Source organism: Diaphorobacter sp. HDW4A (genome assembly GCF_011305995.1).
Classification (GTDB): domain Bacteria; phylum Pseudomonadota; class Gammaproteobacteria; order Burkholderiales; family Burkholderiaceae_C; genus Diaphorobacter_A.
This window is the reverse complement of the sequence record NZ_CP049910.1, coordinates 2,533,528-2,547,990: the sequence shown is the minus strand read 5'-3', so window position 1 is coordinate 2,547,990 and position 14,463 is coordinate 2,533,528. Positions and strand designations below refer to the sequence as shown.

The 14,463-nt window shown below is 59.3% G+C and carries 17 protein-coding genes; 9 read left to right on the top strand and 8 right to left on the bottom strand.

Annotation, left to right across the window (positions count from 1 at the left end):
* Positions 1–180: 180 nt before the first annotated feature.
* The 3 genes from G7047_RS11510 to G7047_RS11500 are packed head-to-tail and all read left to right on the top strand — an operon-like array spanning position 181 to position 2,708.
* On the top strand, positions 181–975 hold the full coding sequence (locus G7047_RS11510) for a hypothetical protein (protein ID WP_166305185.1): 795 nt from the start codon (positions 181–183) through the stop codon (positions 973–975).
* A 16-nt stretch (positions 976–991) separates the two neighbouring features.
* Complete coding sequence (locus G7047_RS11505) at positions 992–1,282, top strand: hypothetical protein (protein ID WP_166305182.1); 291 nt, start codon at positions 992–994, stop codon at positions 1,280–1,282.
* 55 nt (positions 1,283–1,337) lie between these two features.
* On the top strand, positions 1,338–2,708 hold the full coding sequence (locus G7047_RS11500) for a hypothetical protein (protein ID WP_166305180.1): 1,371 nt from the start codon (positions 1,338–1,340) through the stop codon (positions 2,706–2,708).
* Positions 2,709–2,723: 15 nt separating this feature from the next.
* Here G7047_RS11500 and mnmC read toward each other — a convergent pair whose 3' ends face one another.
* Both mnmC and G7047_RS11490 read right to left on the bottom strand, forming a co-directional pair.
* Positions 2,724–4,628, bottom strand: a complete 1,905-nt coding sequence (gene mnmC / locus G7047_RS11495; RefSeq protein WP_166305177.1) for an FAD-dependent 5-carboxymethylaminomethyl-2-thiouridine(34) oxidoreductase MnmC — start codon at positions 4,626–4,628, stop codon at positions 2,724–2,726.
* Positions 4,629–4,732: 104 nt separating this feature from the next.
* Positions 4,733–5,005 (bottom strand): oxidative damage protection protein, encoded by a 273-nt coding sequence (locus G7047_RS11490; protein WP_166305174.1) that lies wholly within the window; start codon positions 5,003–5,005, stop codon positions 4,733–4,735.
* 163 nt (positions 5,006–5,168) lie between these two features.
* Here G7047_RS11490 and G7047_RS11485 point away from each other — a divergent pair, with 163 nt between their 5' ends.
* The 5 genes from G7047_RS11485 to G7047_RS11465 all read left to right on the top strand — a co-directional run bounded on the left by G7047_RS11485 (position 5,169) and on the right by G7047_RS11465 (position 8,059).
* Complete coding sequence (locus G7047_RS11485) at positions 5,169–6,200, top strand: sulfate ABC transporter substrate-binding protein (protein WP_166305171.1); 1,032 nt, start codon at positions 5,169–5,171, stop codon at positions 6,198–6,200.
* A gap of 32 nt (positions 6,201–6,232) precedes the next feature.
* Positions 6,233–6,484, top strand: a complete 252-nt coding sequence (locus G7047_RS11480; RefSeq protein ID WP_166305168.1) for a hypothetical protein — start codon at positions 6,233–6,235, stop codon at positions 6,482–6,484.
* A 65-nt stretch (positions 6,485–6,549) separates the two neighbouring features.
* Positions 6,550–6,711 carry a hypothetical protein gene (locus tag G7047_RS11475; protein ID WP_166305165.1) on the top strand — a complete coding sequence of 54 codons (162 nt, stop codon included), beginning with the start codon at positions 6,550–6,552 and terminating at the stop codon, positions 6,709–6,711.
* Between the two features lie 48 nt (positions 6,712–6,759).
* On the top strand, positions 6,760–6,975 hold the full coding sequence (locus G7047_RS11470; protein WP_166305162.1) for a molybdopterin-binding protein: 216 nt from the start codon (positions 6,760–6,762) through the stop codon (positions 6,973–6,975).
* 130 nt (positions 6,976–7,105) lie between these two features.
* A complete protein-coding gene (locus tag G7047_RS11465) occupies positions 7,106–8,059 on the top strand; it encodes a CysB family HTH-type transcriptional regulator (protein WP_166305159.1) in 954 nt (317 codons plus the stop codon).
* Positions 8,060–8,304: 245 nt separating this feature from the next.
* On the opposite strand, the gene G7047_RS11460 is transcribed toward G7047_RS11465, so the two are convergent.
* The 6 genes from G7047_RS11460 to G7047_RS11435 all read right to left on the bottom strand — a co-directional run bounded on the left by G7047_RS11460 (position 8,305) and on the right by G7047_RS11435 (position 13,788).
* Positions 8,305–9,849, bottom strand: coding sequence for a tripartite tricarboxylate transporter permease (locus G7047_RS11460; RefSeq protein ID WP_166305156.1), 1,545 nt, complete (start codon positions 9,847–9,849; stop codon positions 8,305–8,307).
* Positions 9,850–9,852: 3 nt separating this feature from the next.
* Positions 9,853–10,341, bottom strand: coding sequence for a tripartite tricarboxylate transporter TctB family protein (locus tag G7047_RS11455; RefSeq protein ID WP_166305153.1), 489 nt, complete (start codon positions 10,339–10,341; stop codon positions 9,853–9,855).
* Between the two features lie 186 nt (positions 10,342–10,527).
* Positions 10,528–11,964 (bottom strand): sensor histidine kinase, encoded by a 1,437-nt coding sequence (locus tag G7047_RS11450; RefSeq protein ID WP_166305150.1) that lies wholly within the window; start codon positions 11,962–11,964, stop codon positions 10,528–10,530.
* An 86-nt stretch (positions 11,965–12,050) separates the two neighbouring features.
* The gene (locus G7047_RS11445) at positions 12,051–12,749 is read right to left on the bottom strand and encodes a response regulator (protein ID WP_166305147.1); all 699 of its coding nucleotides are present in this window, start codon (positions 12,747–12,749) and stop codon (positions 12,051–12,053) included.
* A gap of 6 nt (positions 12,750–12,755) precedes the next feature.
* Positions 12,756–13,220 carry a low molecular weight protein-tyrosine-phosphatase gene (locus G7047_RS11440; protein ID WP_166312022.1) on the bottom strand — a complete coding sequence of 155 codons (465 nt, stop codon included), beginning with the start codon at positions 13,218–13,220 and terminating at the stop codon, positions 12,756–12,758.
* A 178-nt stretch (positions 13,221–13,398) separates the two neighbouring features.
* Complete coding sequence (locus tag G7047_RS11435) at positions 13,399–13,788, bottom strand: VOC family protein (RefSeq protein WP_166305144.1); 390 nt, start codon at positions 13,786–13,788, stop codon at positions 13,399–13,401.
* Positions 13,789–14,046: 258 nt separating this feature from the next.
* Between G7047_RS11435 and G7047_RS11430 the strand changes: the two genes are divergently transcribed.
* Positions 14,047–14,451: a hypothetical protein gene (locus tag G7047_RS11430; protein ID WP_240939459.1), complete on the top strand. Its 405-nt coding sequence runs from the start codon at positions 14,047–14,049 to the stop codon at positions 14,449–14,451.
* The last annotated feature ends 12 nt before the right edge of the window (positions 14,452–14,463 follow it).

Here is a 14,463-nt window from a genome sequence, read left to right as displayed (position 1 = left end):
TTAAATTTATTAAATTGTGAGAGATGTTGGGTGTGTGACTATGGTAGAAGTTGATCAGATTAAATAAAAAAATTCTCGTAGAAACCCTGATTGGATTTGCAGTTGAAAAAATTAAATTCACACAATCAGAGGCGAAATGGTTAATTTTTGATAGTCAAAAATCAAATGGTGGAGGGGATTATGCGCACCAGTCGCGTCATTTGGATTTTCCTTCTTGTTGCCAGCCATCAATTGCCTGGTACCGCCGCCCAGCTTCAGATAGGCGGAGGTTCTTCGGTGGATTTCGGCGATGCAGTCGTCCATCTTGGTTGTTCGGATCTGCAAGTGAATGGAACGGCCAGTGGCGGCACGGCCCAGATCCACGCGGTGGACAACGCCACCATTGCTGCTGGCGGCACATTCAATGCAGGTGGGGCGCAAATCGATACAGCGGGCAATTTCGAGTCAACGGGTACATTCAATCCGGGGGCAAGCACTGTCAGCATGATTGATGGCTGTGGCCGTACCCAATCGCATGTGAGTGGCGCAACCAGCTTTCACAATCTGTCCGTCACGACCTCGACGGGTAAACAATTGATGCTCGATGCGGCCAAGACGGTGACTGTGGCGGGGCAATTGCAATTGCGTGGGGCTTCCGGAAATCTGCTCAAAATTCGCAGCACTACTGCGGGCACACCGTCCATGATTTCCGCCACCACGCTGCAGGATATTCACTTTGTCGACGTGGCGGACAACCGGGCAACGGGGGCGGTGATTGCGCCAGGCAAGGCAAGCGTTTTCGAGTCGGTGCCCGGTGCGAACATATTTCGCTGGTTCTATTTTGATGAGAATGGCGTCTATTCCGATCCCACGACCAAGCTGGTCCCTGTATTTTCTGAATGGACGCTCGTTCTGCTCGGGTTGATGCTCGCCTGTGTCGGCATGCGATATGCATCCTCCAAGAAAAAATCAAATAGTGTCGATAACTCCAACTAACCAGTCTCGGGTGAATATGCAATATGCGATTCAATGCAAGCGGTGTATTGCCGCGCTGATGCTGTGCGGCGTGTTGGAAGAAGCCATGGCGCAAAAGGCTGCACAGTTGCCTTCGGCTGAGCCGGTGGCTGTGACGTCCGGCGCCAATGAGGCGAGGACCAAAAACGATGTGCGCCTTGGCCCGCCGGCACTCAGCTCCGATCAGCCAGCAGAGGCTGCAGCGCCTCAACACCCGGCTGCGGTTGCGCAGGCTTCGCGGACCGCTGTGGACCCGAAGAGTCTGCCTTCGGCGCAGGCGGGCCAGTAAGTCCAGCAAACGCACGTTTCCTATTCAATCCACCAGAAGTCCGAGGAGTCTTTCCATGCGAGCAGTTGTTCCATTCGCTCACGCTCTGGCGGGCGTTTCTCTGCGCTTGACGGCGTCTTTGATCAGCCTGTGTCTGCCTATGGCCTTGGCGCATGCGGCTGATGTGGTCGTGCAACCGTCGGCGGGCAGCAGTCTGGTTGTCAAGGACAGCCTTGGCGGTGCAGATCGCTTTCGCGTGCAGGAGGATGGCAAGATTTCCATTCCGGGCTGGAGTGGTCTGCCGGGGCAGGCGACGCAGATGTGCATCGACTTCACGCTCGGTTTCATCGGACCTTGCCCGCCGCCAGTCGCAGGCTTTTCGCTGCCTTATTCGGCGACCGTGAACAACGCACTGACCTTGTTCGATATCACGCAGTCCGGGACCGGCGGTGCACTGCGCGGAGCGATCACCAATAGCGTCAGTACTGCAGCCGCTATCAGTGCATCTTCGGCGGGCTTTGGGTCGGGGGTTGCCGTGCAATTGGGCAACAGTGGCAATGGCGGGCGCGGGGTCGATGTCATGCAAAACGGCGTAGGGCCGGGCGTGTATGCCGAGAGCTCGGGGGGCCATGCAGTATGGGGCAAGACGTTCAGCATGTCCGCTGCGGGAGTGATGGGCGACAACCCCTATGGAGAAGCTGTAGTTGGCCGCGCCGGGATGGGAAACGGCGGCTTGTGCGGTAGTTTTGGCTGCGCGGGCATCGGCGCCGTGGTCGGGCGGCATGATGGTCAAGATGGTTATGGTGTTCGTGGTTTTGTTACTAACGCTGTCGGTGGCATTGGTGTGATCGGGCAGGTGGGTATCGGCGGTGGAACAGGCACTGCTGGCCGCTTCGAGAACGTGAACTCCTCCAATGCAGGCGATGTACTTGTCGTGTCTGGCAACGGCGCCGGCAATCTTGCCGTTTTCAGGAAGGGCGGAAATGTGGCCCGTATCGACGATACCGGCAAGGGCTTCTTCAACGGCGGCACGCAGAATAGTGGTGCCGACATTGCTGAGCTGATCGACTTTCAAGGCCGCACGCCGCAGCCCGGCGACGTGGTCGAGATTGATCCGGAGCACGCCTTGCATTACCGACTTTCAAGGGGCTCCGAAAGCCCCATGGTCGCAGGCGTGATCACCACCAAGCCGGGCGTATTGATGAACGCGAGCATCGAAGACGCCACGGGTCTGCCCGCGCTCGCTTTGGCGGGCCGCGTGCCGGTCAAGGTGACGCTGGAGGGGGGCGCGATCCGTCCCGGCGACTTGTTGGTCAGCGCCAGCCTCGAAGGTCATGCCAAGCGCGCATCCGGCGCCGTGGTTCCAGGCACGGTGATTGGCAAGGCGCTGCAGTCGCACTCGGGCGGCGACAAAGGAGTGGTGGAGATGCTGGTGATGACGCGCTGAAGATTTGGCTGAAAATCAGCGGCGCACCATCCGCTCGCTGCTGAGCAGCTGAGCCAGGCGCGCTTCCACGGGCAGAGGCTCGTGGTGAAGCCGCGCGGCCAGCAGTTCCGCGCAGAGCACCGACAGCGTGAGACCACGCGATCCCATCGCCGTTGAAACCCATAGACCGGGCAGCTCGGCGTGATCCACCGGCCCAACGATGGGTAGACGGTCGTGCGAGGCGCAGCGCACGGCCGACCAGCCTTGGACTTCCGTTGCGTGCGAGTTGGAGAAGGATGGTTCCATTGCCGATGCCAGTGGCGGTACCAGCTCGCGCAGCTTGCCCAGATTTTCTGCATGTGCCATGGCCCGGTCGGCGGCACTGGGCGGCAGTTCGGTGACGTCGCGCTCGAAGGTGGAGCCCAGCACCCAGCCTTGCCCCTTGCCACCCATCGGCACATGCGGCACCAGATTGCCATGACCGTTGACGGGCACCTGCGGCCAAGGAGCGTCATTGGTCGAATCGTCGTGCAAGCCCCAACTGACCTGCCCCCGCAGCGCTTGCAGCGGCCAGCGTTGTTGCAGCAGCGCATGGCTGTCGAAGCCTGCAGTGATGATCACCAGATCGGCCACGGCGATGCTATCGCCTTGTGCATTGATGGCACACCAGCGAGGCCCATCATCGCCCAACTCCCGCACGAGCTGCGTCACGCCGGCTTTGTCGATCTGTTGGATGGCGGGATGTGCAAGTTGATGCGCCACAAGCAGGGGCGGGCGCACCCAACCCGCGCGCAGATGCCAGCAGGTCGTCGCATCGGGCGGCACGCCGTTGGCGGTGCATTGCTCGGGCGTGGCGGTGCGTGACCAGTCGGTGCCGGAGTGTTTTGCGTCCTCACTCCAAGCCCTAGGAATTCCAGGCGTGCCGTCCACACGGTGCTCCAGCACACCGCAGTCATCCCACTCAGTGCCTCGCTCCATCAACGAGAGCGTCTGTAAGGTGCTGCGCACGCCCGCCCGCGACAGGCGCGAGAGCACACTGTCGTCAGGCGAGACGTGAGGCGAGAACACGCCAGCTGGTAGGCCCGAGGCGCCAGCCGCTGCGTGATTTGCATCGATCACCGTCACCTGCCAGCCGCGCCGCGCGAGACTTGCCGCGCACGCACTCCCTGCAAGACCCGCGCCGATCACCATGCAGGCTCCTGCACTCGGGCGCGACACATCCGGCAGCGCCTCGCGGGTGACGCGGGGCTCCCAGCGCGGATTGAACACGGCCTGCAGGTTGTCACGTTTGGGCGGCACGCCGGGCACCTTCGTTACCTCGAAGCCGCATTGCGCCAAATCGTCGCGTATCGCCCGTGCAATGGTCCAGGTCGCCAGCCGCGTGCCGTGATGACAGCAGCGTGCGATGGCCTTGATCATGTGAGTGTTCCAGAGTTCGGGATTGACCTTGGGGCTGAAACCATCCAGATACACCGAGTCCGTCACCGGGCTTTGCTGGCGCAGCATGGCCTGGGCGTCACCGATATAGAGCGTGAGCAGCACTCGGCCTTCGTCGAATGACAGACGGTGCACGCCGGGCAACAGGCCCCAGAATTGCTGGCTGAGCTCATCGGCCAGTGTCTTGAATGGTTCCGGAGCGGCACGTCGCAGATCTTCCGCGCTGACGGGCCAAGCCTCGGCCGAGGTGAAGTGCAGGATCTGCGGGCGATGCGGGTCTTCGCGCCAGGCCTTCCAAGTGGTCAGAAAGTTCAGGCCCAGACCGAAGCCCGTCTCGAGAATCCGCCACTGCGGCTGATCGGCCCAGGCCGCTGGCAGACCACAGCCATGAAAGAACACCTCCCGGGCCTGATCCAGCCCGCGATTGACGTCGCTGTGATAGCGGTCGTTGAAGCGGGGGCTGAAGGGCGTTCCGTCGGGAAGCCAGGAAAGAGGCTCGGTCATGAGGCAGGAGAAAAAGAGTCGGAAAAGCAAAACGGCGACTCTACGCCGCCGTCAGGAATGATCCGTGCGCAATGCGTGCGCTGGATCAATTGGATGTCGAGAACTTACGCGCTTGGGGGCACGTAGCCCTGAGCCGCATCAGCTCCGCCGCCAAAGAAATGGTTCTCCATCTGACGGGCAAGGTATTGGCGCGCACGTGCGTCGGCCAGGTTCAGGCGGTTTTCGTTCACCAGCATGGTCTGGTGCTTGAGCCAGTCGGCCCATGCCTGTTTGCTCACATTTTCATAGATGCGTTTGCCCAGTTCACCGGGATACGGAGGGAAGTCTAGGCCTTCAGCTTCGGTGCCGAGCTTGATGCATTGGACGTTACGTGCCATGGGGTTACCCTTTTCTTAGATGATTTTTGAATATAGAACTGAAATCTTAATCGTTCCAGTTTTGTCGCATGACTTTCAGAATCCATGGCATCGGCAACAAAAAGCCAACAAATCAGCAGATTGCGCCGAATCCATTCAAGCAACAAGGACCAGAAAGCACGCCATGAAGAAAGATCGCCGTCACTTTATCAAGTTTCCCCTGTCTCTCGGACTAGTTGGGGCTATGGCCCTTGCTTCCGTGCCATCGTTTGCGGCCGATCCGGTCAGCTTTCTGAACGTTTCCTACGACCCGACCCGCGAACTGTATGTCGAATACAACCAGGCATTCGCTAAGCACTGGAAGGCCAAGAGCGGTCAGGACGTGCAGTTCAAGCAGTCGCATGGCGGCTCGGGCAAGCAGGCGCGCTCGATTCTGGATGGCATCGACGCCGACGTGGCCACGCTGGCTCTGGGTGGCGACATCGACGCGCTGGTCAAGACCGGTCTTGTCAAGCCAGACTGGCAGCAACGTCTGCCGCACAACTCGGCTCCTTACACGTCGACCATTGTGTTCCTTGTGAAGAAGGGCAACCCCAAGGGCATCAAGGATTGGGACGATCTGGTCAAGCCCGGAGTCGGCGTGATTACCCCGAACCCCAAGACCTCGGGCGGCGCGCGCTGGAACTATCTGGCCGCGTGGGAATTCGCCAAGCGCAAGTACGGCGGGGAGGACAAGGCGCGCGACTTCGTGGGCAACCTCTACAAGAATGTGCCCGTACTCGACACCGGCGCGCGTGGCTCGACTATCACCTTCGTGCAACGCGGCGTGGGCGATGTGCTGCTGGCCTGGGAAAACGAGGCGTTCCTGGCGCTCAAGGAATTCGGTCCGGACAAGTTCGAGATCGTTGCGCCATCGCTGTCCATCTTGGCCGAGCCATCGGTGGCGGTGGTTGACAAGGTCGTGGACAAGAAGGGCAGCCGAGCACTCGCCGAGGAATATCTGAAGTATCTGTACTCGGACGAAGGCCAGGACATCGCGGGCAAGAACTACTACCGCCCGACCGGTGAAAAGGCCAAGGCCAAGTTCGACAAGCAGTTCCCCAAGCTCACGCTGGTGACCATTGATCAGGCGTTCGGTGGCTGGGCCAAGGCCGACAAGGCGCATTTCGCCGACGGCGGTAGCTTCGACCAGATCTACACCAAGAAGCTGCACTGAGCATCGAGAACCTGTCCATCAAGGTGAAAGCCATGAGCGTTCTGAACACTCCCGTTCCTCACTCCGATACGCCGCAGACCAGCACTTGGCGTGCTGCATGGGCCGGTGCGCTGGCCTCGCTGCGCGCGCCGTTTGATACCAGCTCCGACGAGCTGGATCGGCAGCGAATGCGGGATGTGAACGCGCAGGCTTTCACCGCGATCGACGCATTGTTGTTGACGGACTTTTCTCCCGTGTCCTTTCTGCTGGACCGATGTTGCTCCGACTGTGATTGTGAAAGCTGAGCCATTGACGGCGCTGCTCACTGACTCGAAGCCATCCTTCTCGTTCCAACAGAAAGAATCTGATCATGTCCATATCCTTGTCCATTCCCAATTCCGTTCAACAAAGCTTGCTACAGGTCACCGCATCGTCTTGGGGGCTGCGAGCCCCTCGGTTCAGCCCGGTGCAAGCCGTGCAGCGCAGGGTCGCCAGCGTCGCATCGCTGCTGGGCTTTTCCATCTCTTACTGAGCCATTTACCGAGCTGTTTCTCGCTCCACCGCTTTCAGGAAATTCAACATGTCCATTCAGGCCATCAACGTACGTAACCAGTTCAAGGGCAAAGTCAGCGAAATCATTCGCGGCGAAGTGGTCTCTGAAGTCGACGTGCAGACACCGTTCGGCATCGTCACCTCGGTGATCACCACACGCTCGGTCGACGAGCTCGGTCTTGCTATCGGCTCGGAGGTAGTGGCTCTTGTCAAATCCACCGAGGTCTCCATTGCCAAGCTTTGAGTGAAACTCCAGAGAAGCCTTGCGCAAACGGCGCGCAGGGCTTCTCTGGCGTCTCTTCACGCGCAGCGCGCCCATCGCGTGCGCGTGTTTTTTGCTTTGGTTTTGCGCTTCCATTCGAATACATAACAACATGAACTTTCAGCAACTGCGCTCAGTTCGCGAAACGGTACGCCGCGGCTTCAACCTCACCGACGTGGCCAACATCCTGCACACATCCCAGCCCGGCGTGAGCCGCCAGATCCGCGAGCTGGAAGATGAGCTGGGCGTGGAAATCTTTGTGCGCGCAGGCAAGCGCCTCACCGGCATGACGCTTCCCGGCGAGGTGCTGCTGCCCATCGTTGAGCGGCTGTTGCTGGAGGCGGAAAACCTCAAGCACGCGGGCGATGATTTTGCAAAGAGCGAGCGCGGCGGCCTGATCGTCGCCGCGACCCATTCGCAGGCACGCTATGCACTGCCGCAGGTGGTACGTGACTTTCGCGAGCTGTGCCCCGATGTCTCGCTGCATCTGCGCCAGGGCTCTCCCGAGCAGATCGCGCAGATGCTGCTGTCCGGCGAGGCGGATATCGGCGTCGCCACCGAAGCGCTTGCGAGTTTTGACCAGCTCGTCACCTTGCCGTGCTACCGCTGGACGCACTCCATCGTCGTGCCTCCGGGGCATCCGCTGCTCAAGCAGGAAGGGGCAAGCATCACTCTGGAGCAGTTGGCCGTCTATCCGATCATCACCTATGAGTCGGGCTACACCGGACGAGCGCATATCGATGCGGCTTTCAACCGCGCGGGGCTGAGTCCGGACATCGTGCTGACCGCTATGGATGCCGACGTGATCAAGACCTATGTGGAGCTGGGCATGGGCATCGGCATCGTCGCATCCATTGCGTTCGATCCGGAGCGGGACCGGCATCTGCATGCCATCGATGCGCGACATTTGTTCGAGGTGAATCTCACGCGGTTGGGGTTACGGCGGGGGACGTGGTTGCGCAGCTATGCATACCGCTTCATCGAGGCGTTTGTGCCCACCCTCACCAAAGACGTAGTTCAAGAAGCTCTCAAATCCGAGCAGCTTGAAGCTGAGTATGTGATTTGATTGTTTTACTTGACGCCGCCTTTGGCGTCGATTTGGAGTGCGATCTTTCGTTGCACCTCCTTGCCATACGGGAGTATGTCTGCGTCGGCGATGACTCGTATCGCACCCCATCTCGTCGTTGGCGTGAGTGATCGTGGGGTGTTCGTGCTTCGTTGGCTCGCTGTTGGAAAGCGGGAATATGCGATTCTCTGGTCACAAAAAAAGGCCGCTCAGCTTGAGCGGCCTTTGAGTGCTGCGTTGGAGAGTCAGGCCGCTGCAGCTATTCCTTTCGTTTCTTCTTCTACCAATTGCGCGACTGTCTTTCCGCGTTTCTTGCGCCATGCGCCCCATGTCACGGCCGCTAGCAGGATTGCGCTGATCGCCACAAAGCATGCGCTGATGGGGCGCTCGATGAAGATGCCCATGTCGCCGCGTGAGAGGAGCAGGGCGCGGCGGAAGTTTTCTTCCATCATGGGACCGAGCACGAAGCCCAGCATGATGGGCGCGACCGAGAAGTCCAGCACCATGAGCAGGGCGCCGATGATGCCGAAGGCCAGTACCTCCCATACGTGGAAAAGGCTGTTCTGCGTGGTGAACACACCCACCGCGATGAAGAACATGGCGGACGGGAAAAGGTAGCGGTAAGGCACCTGCAGCATCTTCACCCACACGCCAATCAGCGGCACGTTGAGCACCATCAGAATCACATTGCCGATCCAGAAGCTGGCGATCAGGCCCCAGAAGATGTCGGGGTGTTCGCTGATGAGCTGCGGACCTGGCTGGATGCCCTGAATCAGCAGCGCGCCGAGCAGCAGCGCCATCACGGCGTCTCCGGGAATGCCGAGACTCATCGTGGGGATGAAGTCCACCTGGGTCTTGGAGTGGGCCGAAGCTTCGGGCGCCGCTATGCCTGCAATTTCACCGGTGCCGAATTTTTCTGGATTCTTCGATACCTTCTGCTCAAGTGCATAAGCGATGAAGGTGGTGATGGTCGGGCCGGTGCCGGGCATGGCGCCGAACAGTGTACCTACGCCGGTTCCGCGCACCATCGGCCAGAAGGCCTCCTTGAGCTCGGCCATGGAAGGGCGCATGTCACGGATGCGCATCTTTGTGCCTCCAGTGATGGCCTTCATGCGGTTCACGTTGAGCAGGAAATCGGCAATGCCGAACAGGCCCATCGCTACCGCTACCATTTCGAGACCGTCAGAAAGCTCAGGAAGGCCGAACGCAAAGCGGAATGCTCCTGTGTTCACGTCGGTTCCGACCACGCCGCAGAGCAGGCCGAACAGCGTCATCGCCACGCCCTTGAGCGGCGAGCCACGCGACATGGTGGAGCCAGCGAGCAGGCCGAGCAGCATGATCGAGAACAGCTCGGCCGGGCCGAATTTGAACGCAATCGTGGTGAGCAGCGGTGAGGCAAATATCATCACGATGATACCGACCGACGCCGCGAAGAATGAGCAGATCATGGTGATCCCGAGCGCCGTTCCACCCTTGCCCTTTTTGGTCATCGGATACCCATCGAGGCAGGTCACCGCATGCGGAGGATGCGAGGGCAGATTCAGCAGAATCGCGCCGATGGCACCTCCATACTGCGAGCCGTAGAAGATGCCGGCCAGCATCAGAATCGCGGGCACGGGGTGCATGGTGTAGGTTAGCGGCAGCAGGATGGAGATTGCCGAGAGAGCGCCCATGCCGGGCAGCACACCGATAAGGTTGCCCACCAGCACGCCGAAGAATGACCACATCAGGTTGTGGCCTTGAAATGCGACGCCGAAACCGTACCAGAGGTCTTGCAGAGATTGTTCCATGGCTTACATCCCCCACTTGATCAGCGGCATCTGCACTTGCAGCGCCCACCAGAAGATCACCACGGACACGATCATCATGCCGGCAGTGAGCATCAACGCTTGGAACACCGAGTTGCTGCGGTCGCCCAAGGCACTCACGAAAACAATACAGAACGTGGCAGGCAGCAAGCCGAAGTATTCACCGGCGAAGTAGAACAAAACCGTCCCGAGAATGATGCAGAGCGCGCCGCGGAAGTCGGGAATGTCGTGCTTGTGGCCGACGAGCGCCGCCTGTTCGCCTTCTGGTTTTTTCTTGGCGGTCAGCACCTGCAAAATTCCGCAGATGGTAATCAGTATGCCAATGGCGAACGGGAAGTAACCCGGCCCCATATGCGCAAGCGTACCCAGGTTGTAGCTGTTCGCCGCATAGGCGGCGCTGGCGCCCACAATGACGAGCAATGCACCACCGTAGTAGTCTTTGTTCCAGTTTTTGCTGTTGGGGCTGTGGCTCATGGGCGACCCCTTGTTGCACTTGAGTGCGTTGTATATGTGAAGCGCATGTGCGTCTCCTTGACTCTTGAAGTTGTACTTGTGCGCTGGGAGTCGGCGGTCTTTCCCGCAGCGTCATAAAAGTCTAGAAAACGAAGCTGCCAATCAGCTTCCAAAGCGCTTACGAAACCTCAAAATACGTGTATTTGCTTACTTGAAGTCAGAGCGCCTCAGCGGCAATTCGATGCGCACAGTGAGGCCGGTGCCGTCTTCGCCGTCAAGCAATTCGATGCGGCCTTGCATAGGCTGCAGATACGCCTTGGCAATGGCAAGACCCAGCCCCGACCCAGGTGCCCAATGAGCGTCATCTTGCAAGATATGCAGTCGCTCGAATCGCAAGAACGCGCGTTCACGGTCCTGCGGCGCGATGCCGGGACCGTTGTCCTGAACGAGCATTTGTACTTGCGTTGAGTTCACGCGCACGGACACGCTGACCCTGCCGCCGGACTGCGTGTAGGCGATAGCGTTGTGCACGATGTTGGAGAGCACCTCATGCAATACCAGTGCGGAGGCCAACACGGGAGCGACGAAGTTGTCGGGCGAGGCGTCATCGTCTTCATCGACCTCCTCGCCACGCGCATCTTGCCAACCCAGATCGATCTGCTTGTCAGATGCCTGGGGAAGGTGCTCGATCACGACTTCACGCGCGACCCGATTGGCATCGCAGACCTCATCATCGAGAATCAGTACGTTCTCCAAACGCTGGTGCGCCTGCGCCAGCGACAACAGCTGTTCGCTCACTCGGCGGCTGCGTTGCAGTTGCAGGCGAACGGCTTTCAGCGTATTGCGAATGGCGGCGGGATCTGTCTCCCGCAGTGCGTAGCCGGTCTGCGCGTGCATGATGGCCAGCGGCGTGCGCAACTGGTGCGATGCATCGGCAAGAAACTGGCGCTGTGATTCCAGCGCGTCGCGCTGCTGAGCAAGATGCAGATTCATGGCATCGACCAGTGGGCGCACTTCGCCGGGAACGAACTGGGTGGAGAGCGGCGAAAGGTCTTCCACCTTGCGGGTGCGGATCGCTTCACGTAAAGACCGCAGTGGCCGCAGGCCCCAGCCGATGCCGAGCCAGATGATCAGCACCAGGATGCCCAACGTCCGCAGGTCCTTGAACAGGGCCTGCATGAGCAGTTCCTGCTGCGCCGCATCGACGCCATAGGTGCTTCGGGCCGTCTGTATCAGTGCGATCCACGGTGTGCCATGATCGTCATGCACGAGATGCTGCAAGGCCGCGATTCGCACTGGTTGATCATGCACCGTGGCGGTGTAGAAAGCGCGCACAGCCACGTCGTTTCCTGCGGTGGGCGGCGCAGGAAACTGAGCTGGTCCAAGAAGCACCTTGCTCATTTTTCCGTCGACTGAACGCACGCTTACCCGCAGGTATTTGGAGCGCGCCGAAACGGCCTCGAACATCGAGGTGATATGAAATGCGTCCGTCAGCTCAAAGCTGCGGCTTTGCGTACTCCACTCCAGACTGTCAGACAGCGCCTGGGCGGGCTCCAGCAGGGTCTGGTCGTAGGCCTTCTGGAGCTGTTCGCCGAGCGCTTGTGTATCGCTCCAGCTGTCGTAGGCAAAGAGAACAGACAGCACGGGAATCAAAATCAATAGAAGCCGCGCTCGCAAACCGAGTCGAGAGGGCCTCAGGGGAGGCTTGCTGCCTGTTTGTCTGGATCCGTTCAAGTTGTCTCGGGCAGTGCGCCCGGCGGGATTTTCAGGGGCTCCAGCATATACCCGAGTCCACGTACGGTGACGATGCGCACGTCGCTGCCCTGCAACTTGCGGCGCACACGGTGCAGCACCTGCTCAATGGCATCCGGTCCGGCCATGCTGTCTTGTGGGAACACTTTGGCCGCCAATTTCGACTTGCCCACTGGTGCGCTCACGCGAGCGATCAGCACCTCGAGTGCGGCATGTTCGCGCGGTGTGAGACTGAGTACTGAGTCGTTCAGCCAGAACGTTTGATGGTTGCCTTCAAACCGCAGTGAGCCGCACCGAATGGCGGCGTGTGACCGGCCTTGGCTGCGACGGTGCAGGGCGACGAGGCGCGCCTCAAGCTCGGGCATCTCGAATGGCTTGGTCAGGTAGTCATCCGCGCCGCGATGCAGGCCTTCCACGCGATCTTGCAGCGACCCTTGGGCGGTGAGGATCAAGACAGGAAGGTGCAGGCCTTGTTCGCGGATCTCGCGCAGCAACTCGAAGCCATGTTGATCAGGCAGGTGCAGATCGAGCACGATCACATCGAAATCGCCGCCTACGATCAACGCCTTGGCAAGGCGTGCATTCGGTGCGTGCTCCACCGCGATGCCTGACTGCTTGAGCGCACGCATCAGCCATGAGGCCATCTCCTTTTCGTCTTCGATGAGCAGAATCCGCATGATCGTTCAGCTTGTCTTGCGTGCGGATACGATGGCGCCGAGCACACCCTCGCAGGCATCCTCGACCAGATCGAGCACATGTTCAAAACCGCCCGATCCGCCGTAGTACGGGTCGGGTACTTCTTGGTCGTCAAAGCGTGTGCAGAAGTCCGTCAGCCGCATGAGCCGGTGCCTCTGGATCGGTGGACAAAGGCTGTGCGCCGCGTGTTCGTTGTTCTCATCCATGACCAACACCAGATCGAACTCGTTAAAATCGCGAGCCACCAGCTTGCGCGCGCGCTGCGCCGACAGGTCATATCCACGCTTTGCCGCATGTGCCTGTGAACGCTTGTCGGGAGGCTCTCCAACGTGATAGCTGTGGGTGCCTGCGGAGTCCACCTCGATGGAGTTGGCAAGCTTGGCATCGCGTACCAGCCTCTCGAAAACGCCATGCGCCGTAGGACTGCGGCAAATGTTGCCCATGCAGACCATGAGCACGCGAAACGCCCTATCCATGCGGGTTTCCAGACCGTGCACCCTGATTGGCCCTTTATTCGTCACCCGAATACCTCTGTGGATAGCTGGAGATAGGATACCTTGACTTCCATGGGCTTGATGCGTTGTGTTGGCGTGTGCATTGCTGCGCATGGAAACTGACAATAAATACTCATCATCCCATGGGGGTGCACAACTCGACGAGTGTTCCGTCAGGGCACCGCACATATGCGATGGTCTGGCCCCATGGCTTTGACTCCGGCTTCTTGATGCTCGAAGCGCCTGCAGACAAGGCTGTTTCGTACGCGGCTGTGACATCGTCGGTGGTCAATGCAACCTCAAAGCCCAAGGGCTGGAGCGAATCGCTTGCCGCAACGTAGCCCTTGGGGAAGTTGATTTGCCCTAGTTCATGTGACGCAAAGGCGAGGGTGGTTTCGCCGGTTTCGAGTTCACCGTAGTCGCCCGATTCATGGAGAAACTTTGTGCGAAGACCAAATGCTTTGCCAAAGAATTCAAGCGTCCTCGATACCTGAGGGACGTAGATGATGGTGTAGCCAAGTTTCATGTTGGGGATGATAAGTGAGTGCCAGACGATCGCTGGGCATCATTTTTGGCGCAGTGCCGGCAGCGATGCCAATTCCAGCATGGAAAAGTGTCGCCATCGATTTCTCGCTCAGTGCTACCTGAACTGGTTGCTTGTGTTAACGTTGAAGTATCTCTTGGCATCTCAATGTTGCTGAGTGCATACGGATCGCGGTACTTTGTACTTGGCGCACTCGCCCGGATGTCTTTGAAATCTCTTCAACACGGACAAATTCCAAACATGAAAAACACTCACTTCCACCGGAACTGCGTTGCTGCAATTGGAGCCGTTCTGTTGACAACGTCTTTTGGCGCTCAATCCGCCCCCACATTTTTCTTGAACGACACCATCATCCGGCACATTCCTGCCAAGGATCTGCCTTCGTTTCGCACGGCACTGGGCGGCGCGCTGAACCAGTCGCAGGACGGGACCACGACGAGGTGGAGCAGTACCCATGCGTCGAAGTTCAAGCAAATCGATATCCAGTTGACACCGCTGCAGACCGCTGAGACGTCGTCTGCCAATACCTGCCGCCTATTGAAGGCGGACGTGGCACGTGGCGGGCAGGCGGAGAACTGGCAGTTCTGGTTCTGCAAGGCGACTGATGGTGCCTGGAAGGCGAGCGGCAATTCCATTCCGAAGTGATGGAAATGAGTG

Excerpts from the sequence above, each read along its gene's own strand:
- G7047_RS11475 (WP_166305165.1), top strand. The coding sequence starts at position 6,550 with ATGTCCATATCCTTGTCCATTCCCAATTCCGTTCAACAAAGCTTGCTA.
- G7047_RS11430 (WP_240939459.1), top strand. The coding sequence starts at position 14,047 with ATGAAAAACACTCACTTCCACCGGAACTGCGTTGCTGCAATTGGAGCC.
- G7047_RS11490 (WP_166305174.1), bottom strand. The coding sequence starts at position 5,005 with ATGGCACGTAACGTCCAATGCATCAAGCTCGGCACCGAAGCTGAAGGC.
- G7047_RS11485 (WP_166305171.1), top strand. The coding sequence starts at position 5,169 with ATGAAGAAAGATCGCCGTCACTTTATCAAGTTTCCCCTGTCTCTCGGA.
- G7047_RS11500 (WP_166305180.1), top strand. The coding sequence starts at position 1,338 with ATGCGAGCAGTTGTTCCATTCGCTCACGCTCTGGCGGGCGTTTCTCTG.
- mnmC (WP_166305177.1), bottom strand. The coding sequence starts at position 4,628 with ATGACCGAGCCTCTTTCCTGGCTTCCCGACGGAACGCCCTTCAGCCCC.
- G7047_RS11505 (WP_166305182.1), top strand. The coding sequence starts at position 992 with ATGCAATATGCGATTCAATGCAAGCGGTGTATTGCCGCGCTGATGCTG.
- G7047_RS11445 (WP_166305147.1), bottom strand. The coding sequence starts at position 12,749 with ATGCGGATTCTGCTCATCGAAGACGAAAAGGAGATGGCCTCATGGCTG.
- G7047_RS11440 (WP_166312022.1), bottom strand. The coding sequence starts at position 13,220 with ATGGTCTGCATGGGCAACATTTGCCGCAGTCCTACGGCGCATGGCGTT.
- G7047_RS11510 (WP_166305185.1), top strand. The coding sequence starts at position 181 with ATGCGCACCAGTCGCGTCATTTGGATTTTCCTTCTTGTTGCCAGCCAT.
- G7047_RS11455 (WP_166305153.1), bottom strand. The coding sequence starts at position 10,341 with ATGAGCCACAGCCCCAACAGCAAAAACTGGAACAAAGACTACTACGGT.
- G7047_RS11470 (WP_166305162.1), top strand. The coding sequence starts at position 6,760 with ATGTCCATTCAGGCCATCAACGTACGTAACCAGTTCAAGGGCAAAGTC.
- G7047_RS11460 (WP_166305156.1), bottom strand. The coding sequence starts at position 9,849 with ATGGAACAATCTCTGCAAGACCTCTGGTACGGTTTCGGCGTCGCATTT.
- G7047_RS11465 (WP_166305159.1), top strand. The coding sequence starts at position 7,106 with ATGAACTTTCAGCAACTGCGCTCAGTTCGCGAAACGGTACGCCGCGGC.
- G7047_RS11435 (WP_166305144.1), bottom strand. The coding sequence starts at position 13,788 with ATGAAACTTGGCTACACCATCATCTACGTCCCTCAGGTATCGAGGACG.
- G7047_RS11480 (WP_166305168.1), top strand. The coding sequence starts at position 6,233 with ATGAGCGTTCTGAACACTCCCGTTCCTCACTCCGATACGCCGCAGACC.